This window comes from Stenotrophomonas rhizophila (genome assembly GCF_007667275.1).
In the GTDB taxonomy this organism is placed as follows: domain Bacteria; phylum Pseudomonadota; class Gammaproteobacteria; order Xanthomonadales; family Xanthomonadaceae; genus Stenotrophomonas; species Stenotrophomonas maltophilia_AE.
In genome coordinates this window covers 204102-221417 of record NZ_VDQT01000004.1, presented here as the reverse complement: position 1 = coordinate 221417, position 17316 = coordinate 204102, and the positions used below count along the sequence as shown (strand labels likewise).

19 protein-coding genes are annotated in these 17316 nt (G+C 63.1%); 2 read left to right on the top strand and 17 right to left on the bottom strand.

What is annotated here, in order from left to right; translation table 11 throughout:
* Positions 1–5: 5 nt before the first annotated feature.
* The 15 genes from mltA to glnA form a co-directional block, all read right to left on the bottom strand.
* The gene (gene mltA / locus FSZ13_RS13980) at positions 6–1154 is read right to left on the bottom strand and encodes a murein transglycosylase A (RefSeq protein ID WP_145480728.1); all 1149 of its coding nucleotides are present in this window, start codon (positions 1152–1154) and stop codon (positions 6–8) included.
* A 1-nt stretch (position 1155) separates the two neighbouring features.
* The gene (locus FSZ13_RS13975; RefSeq protein ID WP_260844188.1) at positions 1156–1896 is read right to left on the bottom strand and encodes an N-acetylmuramoyl-L-alanine amidase; all 741 of its coding nucleotides are present in this window, start codon (positions 1894–1896) and stop codon (positions 1156–1158) included.
* A gap of 39 nt (positions 1897–1935) precedes the next feature.
* The gene (locus FSZ13_RS13970; protein WP_145480724.1) at positions 1936–2385 is read right to left on the bottom strand and encodes a hypothetical protein; all 450 of its coding nucleotides are present in this window, start codon (positions 2383–2385) and stop codon (positions 1936–1938) included.
* Between the two features lie 185 nt (positions 2386–2570).
* Positions 2571–2918, bottom strand: coding sequence for an immunity 8 family protein (locus FSZ13_RS13965; RefSeq protein ID WP_145480722.1), 348 nt, complete (start codon positions 2916–2918; stop codon positions 2571–2573).
* Between the two features lie 229 nt (positions 2919–3147).
* Positions 3148–3684, bottom strand: coding sequence for an immunity 42 family protein (locus tag FSZ13_RS13960; RefSeq protein ID WP_145480720.1), 537 nt, complete (start codon positions 3682–3684; stop codon positions 3148–3150).
* A gap of 582 nt (positions 3685–4266) precedes the next feature.
* Positions 4267–4716, bottom strand: a complete 450-nt coding sequence (locus tag FSZ13_RS13955; protein ID WP_145480718.1) for a hypothetical protein — start codon at positions 4714–4716, stop codon at positions 4267–4269.
* 1138 nt (positions 4717–5854) lie between these two features.
* On the bottom strand, positions 5855–6277 hold the full coding sequence (locus FSZ13_RS18895; protein ID WP_429000003.1) for a DUF6911 family protein: 423 nt from the start codon (positions 6275–6277) through the stop codon (positions 5855–5857).
* Entirely contained in the window at positions 6274–6486 is a 213-nt protein-coding gene (locus tag FSZ13_RS18890) for a cytidine deaminase-like fold-containing protein (protein WP_429000002.1), read from the bottom strand. Before FSZ13_RS18890 ends, FSZ13_RS18895 begins: the two co-directional genes overlap by 4 nt.
* A gap of 57 nt (positions 6487–6543) precedes the next feature.
* Positions 6544–6915, bottom strand: coding sequence for a hypothetical protein (locus FSZ13_RS13940; RefSeq protein ID WP_145480712.1), 372 nt, complete (start codon positions 6913–6915; stop codon positions 6544–6546).
* Between the two features lie 3 nt (positions 6916–6918).
* Positions 6919–7053 (bottom strand): hemagglutinin repeat-containing protein, encoded by a 135-nt coding sequence (locus tag FSZ13_RS18885; protein ID WP_145480710.1) that lies wholly within the window; start codon positions 7051–7053, stop codon positions 6919–6921.
* A 75-nt stretch (positions 7054–7128) separates the two neighbouring features.
* On the bottom strand, positions 7129–7512 hold the full coding sequence (locus tag FSZ13_RS13930) for a hypothetical protein (protein WP_145480708.1): 384 nt from the start codon (positions 7510–7512) through the stop codon (positions 7129–7131).
* A 133-nt stretch (positions 7513–7645) separates the two neighbouring features.
* Entirely contained in the window at positions 7646–8218 is a 573-nt protein-coding gene (locus tag FSZ13_RS13925; RefSeq protein ID WP_145480706.1) for a hypothetical protein, read from the bottom strand.
* Between the two features lie 774 nt (positions 8219–8992).
* Positions 8993–10426, bottom strand: a complete 1434-nt coding sequence (gene amt, locus FSZ13_RS13920; RefSeq protein WP_145480704.1) for an ammonium transporter — start codon at positions 10424–10426, stop codon at positions 8993–8995.
* A 19-nt stretch (positions 10427–10445) separates the two neighbouring features.
* The gene (locus tag FSZ13_RS13915) at positions 10446–10784 is read right to left on the bottom strand and encodes a P-II family nitrogen regulator (RefSeq protein ID WP_145480702.1); all 339 of its coding nucleotides are present in this window, start codon (positions 10782–10784) and stop codon (positions 10446–10448) included.
* A gap of 341 nt (positions 10785–11125) precedes the next feature.
* Positions 11126–12535 carry a type I glutamate--ammonia ligase gene (gene glnA / locus FSZ13_RS13910; RefSeq protein WP_145480700.1) on the bottom strand — a complete coding sequence of 470 codons (1410 nt, stop codon included), beginning with the start codon at positions 12533–12535 and terminating at the stop codon, positions 11126–11128.
* Positions 12536–12789: 254 nt separating this feature from the next.
* On the opposite strand from glnA, the gene FSZ13_RS13905 reads away from it, so the two are divergent.
* Positions 12790–13584 carry an undecaprenyl-diphosphate phosphatase gene (locus FSZ13_RS13905; protein ID WP_145480699.1) on the top strand — a complete coding sequence of 265 codons (795 nt, stop codon included), beginning with the start codon at positions 12790–12792 and terminating at the stop codon, positions 13582–13584.
* Positions 13585–13655: 71 nt separating this feature from the next.
* Positions 13656–14492, top strand: coding sequence for an META and DUF4377 domain-containing protein (locus tag FSZ13_RS13900; RefSeq protein ID WP_145480697.1), 837 nt, complete (start codon positions 13656–13658; stop codon positions 14490–14492).
* A 110-nt stretch (positions 14493–14602) separates the two neighbouring features.
* Here FSZ13_RS13900 and FSZ13_RS13895 read toward each other — a convergent pair whose 3' ends face one another.
* On the bottom strand, positions 14603–15214 hold the full coding sequence (locus tag FSZ13_RS13895) for a YbhB/YbcL family Raf kinase inhibitor-like protein (RefSeq protein ID WP_145480695.1): 612 nt from the start codon (positions 15212–15214) through the stop codon (positions 14603–14605).
* A 13-nt stretch (positions 15215–15227) separates the two neighbouring features.
* Positions 15228–17297, bottom strand: a complete 2070-nt coding sequence (locus FSZ13_RS13890; RefSeq protein ID WP_145480692.1) for a tetratricopeptide repeat protein — start codon at positions 17295–17297, stop codon at positions 15228–15230.
* Positions 17298–17316 lie beyond the last annotated feature (19 nt).

Here is a 17316-nt window from a genome sequence, read left to right as displayed (position 1 = left end):
TGTCCTCAACCGCCCGTAGTGTTGCTGGGCAGGGCCGCACCCTTGGGCCACAGCAGCCACAGGTTGCCCTTCTGCTTCATGTCCCCCGCCAGCTTGCCGGCGGCGTCGCCGGTGCCCCAGTACAGGTCGGCACGCACTTCGCCGGCAATGGCGCCGCCGGTGTCCTGCGCGGCCACCGGGCGCACCACCGCGCTGCCGTCCGGGCGCGTGGTGGACAGCCACAACAGGCTGCCCAGCGGCACCACGGTGCGGTCCACCGCCACGCTGTAGCCGGGGGTGAGTGGCACGTTCAATGAACCGCGCGGGCCTTCGTCGCCGTCCGGGCCTTTGCTGAAGAACACGTAGCTGGGGTTGCTGGCCAGCAGCTCGGGAATGCGGGCCGGGTGCGCGTTGGCCCAGCTGCGGATGGCGTCCATGGTGACGTCTTCCTTCTTCAGCTCGCCCTGCTCCACCAGCCAGCGGCCGATCGGGCGGTACGGGTGGCCGTTCTGGTCGGCGTAGGCGATACGCAGCTGGCGGCCGTCGTCCAGGCGGATGCGGCCCGAGCCCTGGATCTGCAGGAACTGCAGGTCCATCGGGTGGGTGAGCCAGGCCAGCACCGGTGCGTTGACGCCCTTGGTGCTGATCGTCGCGGCGTCGTCGTACGGGCGAAGCACGCGCCCTTCCACGCGGCCGCGCAGGCGCTTGCCCTTGAGTTCGGGGTACAGGCTATCGAGCTGCACGCTGACCATGTCGGTCGGCACGCCGTAGACCGGCACGGTGGCCTTGGCGGTGCGGGTGAGGCTGCCGGGGTAGACCGGCTCGTAATAGCCGGTGATGAGGCCATCGGCACGATGGCCCCCGGCGCGCAGGGCATACACCTGCAGGGTGTCCTGCAGGAACTGGCGGATGGCCGTGGGGGTGGTCGCCACACCCGCCGCAGCCGCGCAGGGCGCTGCCCACACCGCGTCGCTCTTCAGGCGGGGGCAGGCGCTGCGCCAGGCGCCGAAACCGGCCTGCAGGTCGCTGTCGCTGACGGCAGGAAGTGCGGCCCAGTCGGACTTCGCGTAGGTGGTGGTTACGCTGGCGGCCGGGGCGTCGGGCTTCGGCGGGCTGACGCTGCAGGCGGTCAGGAAGGAAAGGCCCAGGAGGGCGAACGCAGAGTGTCGGGTCATGTCACCGGGTCTGTTGCAGCAGCGAATACAGGATGCGGGCGTCTTCGGCATCGAGCGTGGGCGGCAGGTCGTCGCGGCCGCGGAAGCGACGGTGGAAGGCACCCACGGCAGCGGTGCGGTCCTCCAGCGCGTACCCGAACGCCTGCAGGCTCAGCCATGGGTCGAAGCCTTCCGGCGCGGGGCCGTCGCTGGCACGCGGCCACAGGCCGAATCCCGCGTCGGCAAGCTGCTGCCACGGGAAGTAGCGGCTGGGATCCTGCTTGCGCGACGGGGCCAGGTCGGCGTGCGCGATGATCTGGCTGCGCGGGATATCCAGCCGGGTACACAGGTCGCCCAGCAGCCGGATCAGCGCGGCAATCTGCGCCGGGGCGAACGGGCTGCTGCCGTTGTTGTCGATCTCGATGCCGATCGACGCCGAATTGAGGTCGGTAATGGTGCCCCAACGGCCGCCACCGGCATGCCAGGCACGGCGGTTGTCGGCCACCAGCTGATAGATATGGCCATCCGCGCCCACCAGGTAATGCGAACTGACCCGCCCGCCGCTGTTGGCGGTGCGCAGCGTCTGCAGGCTCTGCTGCACGCTGTCCTGGTCGGTGTGGTGCAGCACGATGATGACCGGGCTGCGCACGTTGTGGTTCGGCGACGGTACCCAGGTGGCCAGCGGGCTGCGTACGTCCGTGCTGGCGCAGGCGGCGAGCAGGAGGGTGGCGAGCAGCACGAGCGGGTGGCGGAATCGGCGCATGGCTCGATTGTGCGTCATTCGGCCCCGCCGTGCGTAGCTCTACCAGCGCTCGCGGGGTATGGCGCGATCAATGAGCGAGACCATACCCATGTAGAGCAGACCACTCAGAAGGCCGATTATCGAGAAGACCGCGATCCTTCTGGGTGCCCAGGTCATCCAGAACGTCCGGCTCGTCCAGATGGCGTCCCACGCGCCACTGGCGAATGCTCCCTCCATCAGGAGCCAGCCCAATACGGCGCCGACAGCGCCAAAAATCACATGTCGAAACCGCCAGCGCTCGAACATTCCATCGATCAGGCACACCAGTGGGCATCCCACGATCAGACCGATCACGGCGCCTATGATGAGGAAGAGTGGCAGCGCCTTGAACGCGTCATCCAGCGGGATGTTCGCGGCATGGAGCCACAGTGCCAGAAAGACAACGCTTCCGGCGACAGCCGTGCTGACGGGCACCGCAATCATTCTTGCGGCCCAGTTCCAGGTACTCATTTGCATACCTGACCTTCCTTGAGCGGGTGGTTCATGGCCAAGTTCTGCATGCCTGATGGTCCGCATGAAGCGTCGTGCTCGAGACCCTTGATACGCCTTCCTCCCAGACGGATGGACGCTCGGCTTGCCAACAGCCTGTCACGCGCGTCGCCTATAGCAGTCCTCCCCCCAAGCAACTGCCCAGGTTACTGAACGTAGTCTTCGAACTCCCACATCAAGGTCCGGGAGAGTTTGACTGCAATTTCGATCCAAGTGTCACCCTGACAAGCGGCAACATGCGCCGATATCTCCTTCTCAATTGCAGCGAAATCGTACTCTGCAACGATCAGCAAGCCACGTCCCCACCGGAAGCTCCACGACGTCTGCGCCAACCAGCTGGGGCTGCACACTTTCAAATCAAAGTTATCGGCGCCATCAGACCCCTCCGCGCCAATCTTCAGCAGGAGGTCAAGCGCGAAGCATTCTGCATCTTCCGGACTCCATGTCCGGATATTGAACGTGTCGCTTGAAATACTTCGAAGTATGGCTTTCATAGGGTTTCCTGGTCGGTGTTGCAGAAGTGTCGGCTGCAGTGCGCCTTTGCGCATCCGCGAACATAAGCTCACTGTGACTGCATCTGTCATGGCAATGGCGCCGCACTGGGAGACATCTATCGCCTTTCCCTGCGAATCCGAGTCAAGGCGCCACCAGAGGCTTCGCCACGATCCAGGAAACCCAAGACCGACCACTCGGTCGCAGGGATCGCGCAACTGCTGGAGGCAGCTAGAGTCTTCGATTCTTGAAGGCTTCTTTCGCAAGATCAATAATTTCCGCGAGCTCCTTCACATCGATCCACGCCTCGGATACATCCAACAAGCGCTTACCACCAGCAAGGGGGTCCAGCACGATCTCCGCTGCGAGCACCCTGACCTGATGGCCAACCTTCATTGCAAAGGCGAAGCAATTCTCATCCTCCAAATTGTTCGTCGAGGCTTGGTAGGTATAGTCAGTCTGGAAGTTATCGGGGATCTCATCTTCATCCATAAGGATGTAGGGAAGCATTCCATTCAGCAGAAAGCGGAATGCATCATCCGCACCAAGACTTGACACATCGGGATTCTCTGGAAGATCCACAAGAGCATTACCGGGCGACAAGCTACCGATGTCTGCCGAGAGCGCTGAAACCCTCGCTCGTCGTGGGAATAGCCGACCATCTACAACGAAGTGAAAAATGCCATTCCCCAGGCCAGGCCTTTCGTTCCAGGATTGGACGCTCGCGGCAATGAGTGCGAAATTGTTTGGGTCGCCAAAGACAGTCATGTACGGTCAGTAATTTAGGCAAGAATGATCATCGGGAACTCGACGATTGGAGATGATTAGGCGTTGGGAACTAAGACCTTATGAAAGACATGTTGTATAGGAATAGGGTAACGACAACGATCGCCAGGAAGACCTCCAGGAGCCTAGTCCATTTCCAGTGCCGCAAACGAGCGACGAGAACGCAGAGAAGGACTGGAAGAGACAGGCATGACACGACGACGGCGAGCCGGACCCAGTCCCCGTAAGGTCCCAAAAGAAGTTGAGGCATCAATCTCAAGCCCCTATTCCAATGGGAATAGGCAGAAAGTAGCTCGACCAGCGCACATAGCGCCCAGAGGCAAAAGTACGCAAGGTGAATCAGGTTGTACTTCGCTCCTGCCATGATCACGCTCCTGACTCATGCAATCCATTCACCACGATCTAGACACAATTTTACTCCAGTCAATTATTGCAGCCGCCCGCACAGCCGGGGTCTCACGAGGCTTCAGGACATCCCCTGATCAGCGGTGGTGCCGTCCGCGGCACCAACTCGCCACCCGCCACGCTAGTCTCGAAATACTTACTGTCACTCGACCAGCCCTTCTACCTGTCCTTGGCCGCTGTCAGCTTTCGTAGCAAGCTGGGCCAGATGAAAGAGTAAAGGATGCCCGCGAGCAGACCTATGATCGCAAACACTGCAAGTCGCCTGGGCGCCCATTCAATCCAGAAGGTGCTGCTTGCCCAGATGTTGTTCCAGGCGTCACGCGCAAAGGCGCCCTCTACTATGAGCCAAGCGAGCACCGCACAGAACGCGCCCAACGCGACATGGCGGAACTTCGCGTGAGGTAGTACAGCATCAACAATGAGAATCGCTGGGAAGCCAACCACCACGCCGAAGATAGCTGCCACCATGCCTATGATCGAAGAGAAGTAGACCGTCTCAATTGCTGTCCCTGCGTTGACGCTCAGTGGTAGGCCGATCAGAAGCAACCCGCAGACGCCGGCGCTGAGCGCAACCGCAAGAATCTTAGAAAGCGCAAGACGTTGGTTCACTGGCAGACCTCTATCGATTTTCCCTGCGAATCGCGAATGGTCATGCACTTTTGCCTTGATTGGAAGTCACTCCACCGCCACTGAAGCTTGTGGACCTGCTCACCTATGTCGCGAGCATTGGGCACCACACAAAGTCATCAAGCCAGATACTAGAACTACTGAACGGGCTGCTGACTGTACCCCAACCCCTTGGTACACACGGAAAGCCCACCGTACACATTCGCCCAAACCTATCCAAGGAATCGAAACGCGACATGGGAACCATGCGCGCGGACTGCGCGGCTAGCTACGGCGTCAAGGACGTCCATATCCTCTCGATTTGAAAACTCCATTGTCCCTAGCGCGGTGTAGAGGGCCTTGCTGCAGGCCGCGTCCCTCAAGAACGCAGACTCAACCAGCACACAGAGAACCCATAGGCACAAGCAAGAGAGCCGAAGGATGTTCTGCTTGGTCGCTTTCATCGTCTCCCGAGTTCAGCGCCAATGGCTGCAGTTCGTTGGAACCAAGATGCTCACGTCACGCACTACTCCACACCTGGCTCAGAACTCCCAGCAAGGCAGTTGGACAGGCAAGGTCTGGCCGGAGGAGCCTCTTCGATTGGGCCGAAGCGGCATTCAATCTTCCTGCCGCTCCGTTCGATCGCCATCACGCACTCGGCTTAGAACCCCCAGCGAGGCAAAAGAGAATGCACTTTCCTCCGTCATTGCCGACGAGACTGATCGGAAAGCTCTCTTCGCCTGGCCCAAACGCAATCTCAACCTTCAAGTCTTGATTCTCGAAAGTGCGAAGCTCCTCAATCAAACCTCGGACCGTCTTCCCCCTGCTCTCCCATCCATGCACTGACATTATTAGCTGTCTCCGATCTTGTTCCGATTTGGCTCATCTCGAGCGGACGCCACGCCGCGACCAACACGTGCGGCCGGTCTGCGCGGCTGGGCCGTCGCGGCGGCCGTGGTTGCCGTGGTCACGACCGGTGGCTGGTGGAGCTACGACCGGCAGCGCCCGGCCGCCCAGGTGCGTACGCTGGTAACGGCGCTTGCCAATCGACGAGCTTGCAGTGCACTTCGCAGCGCCGCAAGTTCACCCATGCTGACCACGGCATTCGTTGGCCTGACCTTGACCGATCAAGTAGCCGAAGTTATGGGGAGCCGGCACCCTCGTGAAGTTTCAGCGACGCCGATTGGACGTTTCCAGTAGAGGCGAATTCATGAAAGCACCTTCTTACCGGCTCGATGTCACGTGTCGTCATGCATCGCTGATACAGGTCCCCAAGGATTTCAATCTCCCCTTCGCCCGCAGTGGGATTTGTGATGGTATCTACCTCGTGATCTCCGCCGTCGGTGCAGCGACTAAGCATGAGCATGAAGTTTCCGCTGTCTGCATATAGTGCCAGTTCGTAGACTCCGACCTCAGGCACGGGATCTTCACTCAGGCTAACAATTCCGCTCATTGCCGAGAATAGCTGCAGCGCAGCGTCAATCTCTTCATTGGAAGGATCATTCCGAACTGCCAGCTGCGTGCGCGCAGTATCCGAACTTACGTAGAATCCGGCTAGCTTCACGATTTCTTCTCTCTGATTGAGCGCATACCCTGGGTCCAATAGTAGGTCTTTGGTAGACCGGTCTTGTTGTCAACCGCTCTGACACTAAGGGAATTCAAGCCAGCAGCCTGGGCCGCCGCAGCGATGTCGCCCTTACAGAATCCGCAGACGTCTTTTCCGGAGACAGAGATGCTCATGTCCGCACCGACCGCAAGCCAAGCATCATGCACCTTCTGGATATCCTGCTCGCCGGGACAGACTTCGCCACGATCCGAAATTTGGATTAGTCACGATGATTTCGGTCGCCATAGGCCCAGGATCTTCAAGTCGCAAAGAAGCTCAGATGCCCCGTCGGCATCAAGGAGTTGATGGATCCCGTTCCCTCCAACACGATCGAGAAGCTGCGCAGCGCGAGACAGCTGAAGCTCGCGTATTTTTGGCGGCTCTCGTCCGGCTGCAGAGATAAGGCAAACAACTTCGAGCATTAGGTTCTCAATGTCGGAGTCGAATACCCCGTCAAGCTGGTCACGTGCAAAGCCTGCCGACGTCTCGCCTTCAATCCAACCACGAGTTCCCATTGCTTTGACCCTGCAATACTCATACGCCAATCCCAAGAACTCATCTCGCAACTGGGCGTATCGATAACGATTACTTTCCACGCTCTAGTTCCTCGGGGGACAGTCTTCTGCAACGTCCTGCAGCGATTCAATGGTGAGGGTGCCACCGGTCTTGATGTCGATCCGGTCGGCGGTTGCGGTGGCGCCGCGCAGGGTGGTGTCACCCTCCGTAATGCGCATAGCGTGAAGACACACAGCAGTGCCAGTTCAGTTGCTCACGTTGCAATTTCCACCATCTGACCGCCTTGTTGGAATTCAGCCTTCAGGCATTGGACCTACGAACCTTAGTCCATGCTCGTCCCTGACTGCATAAAGAGTCTCGAACTGGAATGACAAGATGAACTTGAATGGATGTGACGCCGCATAGCAACGGACAAATTCAGAGATGTCCTCCCAACTCTCATGAAGGCTATCTGCTCGGTAGTGAAAGGACCCCCGGACGCCGACGCGCCAATCCACTTCCACTACGTCGACCAGCACTTCTTCAGGTGAAGCGTCATATCGGAACATGAACTGGCAATGAGATCTGTTGAAGAAGCCAGAAGCGCCATGGTCGATGGGCTCCATCTGGATGTCCATGGGCACTAAAGTGCTTGAGATGCCTTGAATGCTCGCACCAATCTCGATCTCAATCCACATTGTAAGACTCACTGGCCGACCCTTATCACGTTGATCTCTCCATTTTTCATGATGTAGACCGCGCTAAGGCTTGGGACCGCACTGGCGCCTTGGCGACGCTCAGGTCAACCTGCAGCAGCTGCCATTGATAACCTTAGAGCGGCAACCCGCGAGTGATGTCCTGGTGGATCGCCCTTGCCCTGAGACTTGCCCATGCATCGGTACGTAAACGAGTCACAGCGATATCTGCAATGTCATGATATTGACGCGCCGCTTCAATTGAGGCGCACGATTGCGGGTCCCTAAGGAACGCATCCAGAGATCCAGCATCACTTTTTCCTTCAGGATCCTGAGCGGCGTCAACCGCATTTGCGAGCTCGACTGCGATCATCAGAACTCTCTCCGGCGGGATGGTTTGCTCACCCAGCGCTTCCTTTGTCATCAGAATCGAATCTGTCGCCATGACTACCAGCTCATCAGCCAGAGACTCCAGTTCGAACTCGTCTGGGACGGATAACTGCATGGGTTCCATAGGCTTGCGGTCCCACATGGCGTCCAGCAAGTCTCTCAGGCGAGATGGATCACAAGCGTCGCGAGTATCGGAGCGAGAAATCACAAAAAACATCCGCTCGCACGCAGACAGCATTACTGCGACCCCGGAATCTTGATCCAGGGACGCAAGGTTTTTGGTCAGATTTTCAATGTATTGATCATACAAATCGATCATTCGGATGTTTTCTTTCGTGGGCGCTGATGGAGCCTTGAGGGCGTTTCTGGAGGATTGATCGGGCGGGTCACTTTCCCTCCGTTCTGGGAAGCAGCGCCGGTCGCGCTGCGAACTCCAGCTCCGGCTTGCGCTCCCTCACAACTTCCGCAAGCGTAGTGACTCGATGCCTGTACGGTTCCCGCCGGGTTCTCAATTGCCTGCATGCCTCGACGTTCGGCGTGGTTACCCTTCTCGCCTGGTGCATTTGTCCGTGTTGTCCCTCTGACAAATACGACGCTGTCTCCAAAGATCTCCCGAGCCAGCTTCTGCTGTGCGATCGACGGAACGGAATTGTTGTTGGATATGACCGAGACGATCGTCACCTTCCTCGCGCGTACAGATGGAGACCCGAGAACTGCGTGGAGAGCGTCGACCGCATCCTGCAACTGTCGATTGGTGAATTCTCCCGCGACAGGGTGGAGCGTGCGGACGCCCTCTCCAGAACCGGGGATCCCCTTCAGTCCGCCTCGCGAGATGGACTGCATGCCGCCGCGCCCACCGACTACAGAACGGCCGGCGTTCGGGCGGGATACTTTAAAGGAATAAAGGGGATCGGGAACAGGCGGAATTCTCTTACCTCGTCGTAGGTAAGGTCTGAGGTGCGCACGAAAGTGTGACGTCGCCCTACACACTTCAGGCATAAAAAAACCGGCGGTCCGAAGACCGCCGGTCGCAACGTCAATGATCAACGCGCGTTACCGCAATGGTGTAGCCCCGAAGAAACTGTGAAGTCGATCAGACCTCGTAGGCAGACTCGCCGTGCGAGGTGACATCCAGGCCGGTGCGTTCGGCTTCCTCGGTCACCCGCAGGCCGAAGACCAGGCGTACCACCAGCAGGATCACCACGGTCACCACGGCGCACCAGGCGATGGTGAAGCCCACGCTGACCAGCTGCACCCAGACCTGGTGGCCGATGTCGAGATCGGCCTTGGTGCCGCCCAGCGACTGCGCACTGAATACACCGGTGAGCAGCGCGCCAACGATGCCGCCCACGCCATGCACGCCGAACACGTCGGCGGTGTCATCCACCTTGAGCAGGCGCTTGAGACCGGTGACGCCCCACACGCAGACCACGCCACTGACCAGGCCAATCACGATCGCACCCAGCGGGCCGACGGTGCCGCAGGCCGGGGTGACACCCACCAGCCCGGCCACCGCACCGGACGCTGCACCGAGCGCGGAAGGCTTGCCCTTGCTGACGGCTTCGACCAGGGTCCAGCCCAGCACCGCGGCGGCGGTGGCGAGGATGGTGTTGATGAAGGCCAGCGAGGCGACGGTGTCGGCGGCAGCGGCCGAGCCGGCGTTGAAGCCGAACCAGCCCACCCACAGCAGCATCGCGCCGATGTAGGTGAACGGTACGTTGTGCGGCTTCAGTGCGGTCTGGCCATAGCCGATGCGCTTGCCTACGAAGTACGCCGCGACCAGGCCGGCCACGCCGGCGTTGATGTGCACCACGGTGCCACCGGCGAAGTCGATCGCGCCCATCGCACCCAGGTAACCGCCGCCCCACACGATGTGGGCCATCGGGATGTAGCTCAGGGTGAACCACAATGCCGAGAACAGCAGCACCGCCTTGAACTTGATGCGCTCGGCGAACGCACCGACGATCAGCGCGGTGGTGATGCCGGCGAAGGTGGACTGGAACGCTACGAACAGGTAGTCGGGCAGGCCCTTGATCGGCGTGTTGCCCACCGAGTCCGGGGTGAAGCCCTTGAGGAAGGCGAACTGGGTGAACGAGCCGAAGAACTGGTTGCCTTCGCTGAACACCGCGCTGTAGCCGTAGGCGACCCACAGCATCAGCACCAGCGAGAACACCACCAGGATCTGGCTGAGCACCGAGAGCACGTTCTTGGAACGCACCAGGCCGCCATAGAACAGCGCCAGCCCGGGCACCACCATCAGCAGCACCAGCAGCGTGGACGTCAGCATCCAGGCGACATCGCCGCGGTCGAAGCTGGGCGCGGCCGCTTCTGCCTCCGCTGCAGCGGCAGGCGCCGCATCGGGCGAGGGCAGTGGCTCGACGGCGACGGTTTCGGTCGGGGCCGGCGACACTTGGGCCTGTGCGTGTGCGGTGCCGGAGAAGGCACCCACGGCCAGCGCGCTGAACAGCATCAACAGGCACACGGCGTGGAACCGGGCCTGCCATCCGGTGAACAAGGAAGTCTTCATTGGGGGGCTCCGAGTGGGGTTAGAGCGCGTCCGCGCCGATTTCGCCGGTGCGGATGCGGATGACCTGTTCGACGGCGGTGACGAAGATCTTGCCGTCGCCGATCTTCCCGGTCCCGGCGGCGGTCTGGATGGCTTCAACCACCGCATCCAGGCGTTCGTCGGTGACGACCGTTTCGATCTTGATCTTGGGCAGGAAATCGACGACGTACTCGGCGCCGCGATACAACTCGGTGTGGCCCTTCTGGCGGCCGAAGCCTTTCACTTCGGTCACGGTGATGCCCGACACGCCCGCATCGGAGAGGGCCTCGCGGACCTCGTCGAGCTTGAACGGCCGGATGATGGCGGAGATCAGTTTCATGCGCATGTCCCGATGGTGGATGGAACCGGCCCGAAGACGCAGGCCGATGTCAGGTCAACCGGCGGCCACTTGCACATGGCCGCCGGTCGTTGCGCCGGACGTTGCATGGACCGCGATGACGCGGGAGGGAGGTGTGGCCCATGCTGCGCGTCCGGTCTCTCTTTTCCCCTGGTGGTGCGGCAGAAGCAGCCGACTAACAGTCGGCTCTACCGGGTGGTGCGTGCGGATTGCCGCGTGGTGCGTGTTGCCGCGTCGTGGCTCCCCAGCCGTGGCGCGTTGGTGCAGAAGCGGTGGCGATGCAGAAGGTGGGAGGGAAGTCCTTCGGCATCGCCACCTGTTGCTCAGACCGCGTAGTACATCTGGTACTCAAGCGGGTGGGTGGCGGCGCGGAAGCGGGTCACTTCCTGCATCTTCAGCGCGATGTAGCCGTCGATGAAGTCGTCGGTCATCACGCCGCCGGCCTTGAGGAACTCACGGTCCTTGTCCAGTGCTTCCAGCGCCTGGTCGAGGCTGGAACAGACCTGCGGGATCAGCTTCTCTTCTTCCGGCGGCAGGTCGTACAGATCCTTGTCGCTCGGTGCGCCCGGGTCGATCTGGTTCTTGATGCCGTCCAGGCCGGCCATCATCAGCACGGTGAAGGTCAGGTAGCCGGACTGGATCGGATCGGGGAAGCGCATTTCAATGCGGCGCGCCTTCGGGTTGGACACCCACGGAATGCGGCACGAGGCCGAGCGGTTGCGGGCCGAGTAGGCCAGCATGACCGGGGCTTCGAAGCCCGGGACCAGGCGCTTGTAGCTGTTGGTGCCGGAGTTGGCGAAGGCGTTGATGGCCTTGGCGTGCTTGAAGATGCCGCCGATGTACCACAGCGCCATCTGGCTCAGGCCACCGTAACCGTCGCCGGAGAACAGGTTGGTACCGCCCTTGGACAGCGACTGGTGCACGTGCATGCCGCTGCCGTTGTCGCCGACGATCGGCTTGGGCATGAAGGTGGCGGTCTTGCCGTTGCGGTGGGCGACGTTCTTGATCACGTGCTTCATGCGCAGCAGTTCGTCGGCCTTCTGCACCAGGGTGCTGAACTTGGTGCCGATTTCGCACTGGCCGGCGGTGGCCACTTCGTGGTGCTGCACTTCCACTTCGATGCCGACCTGTTCCAGGGTCTTGCACATTTCAGCGCGCAGGTCGTGCAGCGAATCGGTCGGCGGAACCGGGAAGTAGCCGCCCTTCACTGCCGGGCGGTAGCCGCTGTTGGCACCGTCGTACTTGTCGCCGGTGCTCCAGGCGGCTTCTTCGGATTCAATCTTGAAGAAGGTGTTGCCCATGTCGTTGGCGAAACGGACCGAGTCGAAGATGAAGAACTCCGGCTCCGGACCGAAGAAGGCCTGCTCGGCGATGCCGGAGGACTTCAGGTAGGCTTCGGCGCGCTTGGCGATGCCGCGCGGGCAACGACCGTACGGCTGCATGGTGGCCGGGTCGAGGATGTCGCAGGTGATCACCAGGGTCGGGTGCTGGTAGAACGGGTCGACGTAGGCGCTGGACGGGTCCGGCAGCAGGACCATGTCGGACTCGGCGATACCCTTCCAGCCGGCGATGGAGCTGCCGTCGAACATCTTGCCTTCCTCGAACAGCGACGGTTCCACGATGCTGACCGGGAAGGTGACGTGCTGCTCCACACCGCGCATGTCGACGAAACGCAGGTCGATGAACTCGATCTGGTTGTCCTTGATCAGCTTCTCAACGTTTTCCACGGACATCGGTGAAACCTCGGATGGGTAATTGCCTGTGTTGCATGAAGCAATCCCCGTGCCAACTTTTTGCGACGCACAAGTGGTTGATTTCACACGGCGTGCACTGCGACGGGCGCTGAACGGAGTGCACCAATACGGTGCAATGACCGCAACACGCACACAATTGGTGCGGCGGTTGATGTTTTATGATCCCCAGCAGCCGGGCGTGGTCCGGTACAACCCACCCTGCCGGGCAGCGCCCGGCGCCGACGAGTTTTACGATGTCCGACCTGTTCTCCGCCCTGCTGTTGGGCATCCTTGAAGGCCTTACCGAATTCCTGCCGATCTCCAGCACGGGCCACCTGCTGATCGCCCAGCACTGGCTGGGCGCCCGCTCGGACTTCTTCAACATCGTGATCCAGGCCGGCGCGATCCTGGCCATCACCCTGGTGTTCCGCCAGCGCCTGTGGGCACTGGCCACCGGCCTGCACGACCGCGCCAACCGCGACTACGTACTGAAGCTGGGCACCGCCTTCCTGGTCACTGCGGTGGTCGGCCTGCCGGTACGCCTGGCCGGCTGGGAACTGCCGGAGACGGTCACGCCGATTGCCTGGGCCCTGATCATCGGCGGCATCTGGATGATCCTGGTGGAAATGCGCGCTGCGCGGCTGCCGGACCGCGATGAGGTGACCTGGAAAGTGGCGGTGCTGGTTGGCCTGGCCCAGGTGGTGGCCGGCGTGTTCCCGGGTACCTCGCGGTCAGCCGCGGCCATCTTCATCGCCATGCTGTTCGGCCTGAGCCGGCGTGCGGCGGCCACGGAATTCGTGTTCCTGGTCGGCATTCCCACCATGTTCGCCGCCAGTGGCTACGCGTTCCTGGAACTGGCCAAGGACGGTAAGCTGGCCACCGAGAACTGGACCGACGTCGGGGTGGCCTTCGTTGCCGCCGTCATCACCGGCTTCGTCGTAGTGAAGTGGTTGTTGGGCTACATCAAGGCACACCGCTTCACCGCGTTCGCGTTCTACCGCATCGCGCTGGGCGCTGGGCTGCTGCTGTTCCTGCCTGCCGGTAACTGAACGGCCCACCGCCGCTGCAACCCCACCGGGGCCGCTGCCGCGTTCTTCCCCGGGTTCCCAAGGAGATGTCCATGAAAACCACCCGCAAGCTGATGCTGACCCTGCCCCTGGCCCTGCTGGCCGCGTGCAGCAACCCGTCCACGGACGCCCCGGCCGTGTCCGGTCGCGACGACCTGGCCCCGGCGCCGACCGCGGCCGCCGACCAGAAGGCGGTGGCGCAGCTGGATGCGCAGCGCCTGCAGGGCAACCACTGGGTGCTCGACAGCGCCACCGACGCCAGCGGCAAGCGCATCGATGCGCTGTTCGCGCGCGCCGACAAGCCGGTGACCCTGGATTTCGTCGACGGCCGCCTGGCGGTCAGCAACACCTGCAACCGCATGGGCGGGGGCTACACCCTGGCCGACGGCACGGTGACCGTTTCGCCGATGGCCTCGACCATGATGGCCTGCACCGACCAGGCGCTGATGGCGCTGGACAAGGCGGTGGGTTCGCGGCTGGAGGGGGCGCTGAAGACCGAGCTGGGCGCCGAAGGCCAGCTGACCCTGCGCACCGCCGCGGGCGACGTGCTGGTGTTCAGCCCGCAGCCCACGGCTGAAACCCGCTTCGGCGGCCCGGGCGAGACGGTGTTCATTGAAGTGGCTGCGCAGACCAAGCCCTGCCCGCACCCGATGATCCGCGACAAGCAGTGCCTGCAGACGCGTGAGATCCAGTTCGATGACAACGGGATCAAGCAGGGCACGCCCGGCGCGTTCGAGAATTTCTACGACGTGATCGAGGGCTACACGCACGAAGCGGGCACGCGCAATGTGCTGCGGGTGAAGCGCTTCAACGTGGCCAACCCGCCGGCGGATGCGTCGTCGAAGGCGTATGTGCTGGACATGGTCGTCGAGTCCGCGACCGAGAAGTAAGCCGGGAGCGGGCGGCCAGCAGGTCGCCCGTTCAACATCGTACCGACCAACGGTCGGTACCTACCGGCGTACGAACGGTAGGTGCCGACCGTTGGTCGGCACGCCGTGGATCACGCCAGCGCCGGGTTCAAGGTGTACGTGCCGTGCAACGCGGCTTCGGCCAGCACGTGGCCGTGCATCGCCTTGTGCACGTCGGCGGCAGTGAACCGGGCGGGCAGGTCGAGCGTGGCAACGTCCAGCGCGAACAGACGGAAGAAATAGCGGTGCACGCGCGCGTCGTTGAACGGCGGGTATGGGCCATCGTAGCCGAGGTAATCCCCGGCCATGTCCGGGTTGCCGGCGAACCAGCCAGTGAAATCGTTCAGGCCCTGGCGCGCGCCGGCCGGACCCGCCGGGTGCGCCTTGCCTTTCGCAGTGAAGCCATCGCTGCAGCTGCCTTCTGCGATCTCGCGCAGCTCGGCCGGAATGTCGGCCATCGCCCAGTGGGTGAAGTCGGCACGCGGCTGGTCGACGGGCACGCTGCAATCGGTACGGCCGACCGTTGCGGGAACGGTCGGCACGTCGGGGTCGATGCACAGCAGGGCGAACGAGCGGGTGCCGGCGGGCACCTCGCTCCAGGCCAGGGCCGGGTTGCGGTTGGCGGCGAAGCCATTGGCGTCGCCGGCGGCGAAGCGGCTGTCGATCGGTGCGCCATTGCGCAGGCCGGTACTGGTGAGTTTCATTGCTGCACGCTCCTCATGCTTCGACATAGCCGAGCCGCACCGCGACCGGGGTGAGCTGGTCAAACGCGGCCGACAGGACGTCGCGGTAATTCCGCCAGTGGCCGGCCGGGAAGCGGGCCGGGCCCAGCGTCTGCGCGGGCGGGAAGTTCACCCCGAACAGGCGGCCAAGATGGTCGGCCATGGCCGCCGGGTCGTTGCCGATGTCGTCGATGCGGACCAGCGCATGCGGGTACAGGTCCTGTTCGTGCAGGGTGGCAACCTGCGCCAGTGCACGCACCAGCCATTCGGTCGCTTCGTTGACCGAGGTCACCGCGAACGGTGCCGGCGCGCCATGCGCCAGCCACTCCAGCAGCATGTCGCGCGGATCGCGCACCACCAGCAGCAGACGGCCCTCGGGCAGCTGCGGGCGCAGTGCCCACAACAGCGCGTTGTCCCACCACAGCAGCCAGTCGATGACGTTGGCATCGGCCAGGCCGCGCGCCGGGAGCTGCGCGCGCCACTGCGCCAGCATCTGTTCCGGGGTGAGCTTGCCGGTGGAGAGGTCCTGCAGTGCGTGGTAGCTCTGGAAGGCGTCGTCCGGCGGATTGGCACCGAAACGATCGCCGCGCAGCACCGGGCTGGCGGCGGCGATGGCGGCGATCACACGTTCCACGCCCGAGCCCGGTGCGCCCCATACGAACATGGGACGCGCGCCGACACCTTCGGCAATCTCCCCCAACTCCGGCCAGCTCAACGGCGCTTTGGCCTGCGGCGGCAGCGGCAGGCGCGTGGGCGCTTCGCTGGCATGCAGGCTGGTCCAGGTCGCCAGTGCGGCATCGCGCTGCCCGGCGCGGTCCTGGACCGAGCCGAGCCATGCCCGCAGGCCCGGTTGAGCTTCGGCCGGCGCCTGCGCGACCAGTGCCTGCACGTGCGCCACGGCGGCGGCGGGATCGCGCGCCAGCAGCGCATCGACCACCCGCGCTTCGCCACTGCCACGGCCCGGTTCAAGGGCGATGATGCGGCGGGCCACGGCTTCGGCGGCGTCTGCCTCACCGGCCATGTCATGCACGCGCATGCGGGTTTCCAGCGCCGCCAGGTGGCCCGGCATGGCCGCCACCCAGCGGTCGGCCACGGCGGCGGCATCGCTGCCACCGACCGGGTCGATCGACAGGCGCGCCAGCCACAGGTTGTGCTCTTGCGGGTGCGCTGCCAGCGCCGCGTCCAGGGTCTCGCGCGCCTGCTGCTCGCGGCCCAGGCGCTGCCAGGCCATCAGCAGCAGTTGCAGGGTCTGGCGGTCGGCGGGGGATTGCTCGAACACCGGCAGCAGGTGCTCCAGTGCCTGCAGCGGCCGCCCGGACTGCAGCTCCAGTTCGCCGGCCAGCCGGCGCATGGCCGGGGTTGCGGTGTCCGGGTTGTCCAGGACCTGGCGCAGGGTATCGGCCGCGCCTTCGGTGTTGCCCTGGCGCAACGCAAGCTGCACCAGCAGGCCCTGCAGCGAGGTCAGGCCGGGATTGAGTTCCAGCACGCGGCGGAACGCCTGTTCGGCGAAGGCCAGCATGCCCTTGCCCAGGTAGGCGAAGCCCAACGCGTAGACGATGCGCGGGTCGTTGGGCAGCGCCTGGCTGGCCGCCGACAGCAGTGCCAGCGCGCGCTCGGCGTCATTGCGGCGCAGCGCGACCATGCCCTGCAACGCGACGACTTCCGGGTTGCCGTCGTCGACCCGGGCAGCGGTGCGGGTGATCCGCTCCGCCTCGTCCACGTCGTTGCGCGACAGCGCCAGGTGGGCCTGCATCAGGTAGGCGCCCAACTCGTTGGGATTCAACTCGGCGGTGCGGTCCAGCGCCGAGCCGGCGGCGTCGAACTGGCGCAGGGCCAGCAGCAGGCCGGCGTGCTGCAGGTGCATCTCGGCATTGTCCGGGGCCAGTTCCAGGCCGCGCTGCAGGCTGGCCAGGGCGGCGTCGTGCTGGCCCTGCTGCTGCAGCGCCAATGCCAGCAGGCGGTGTGCCTGCGGCTGCTCCGGTTCGGCCTGGATCCATTCGCGCGCCAGCTGCGCGGCTTCGTCCGCTGCGTTGCGGCGCAGGGCTTGGAGAATCGTGTCTTGCATGACGGTCCAGCTCGGGGTC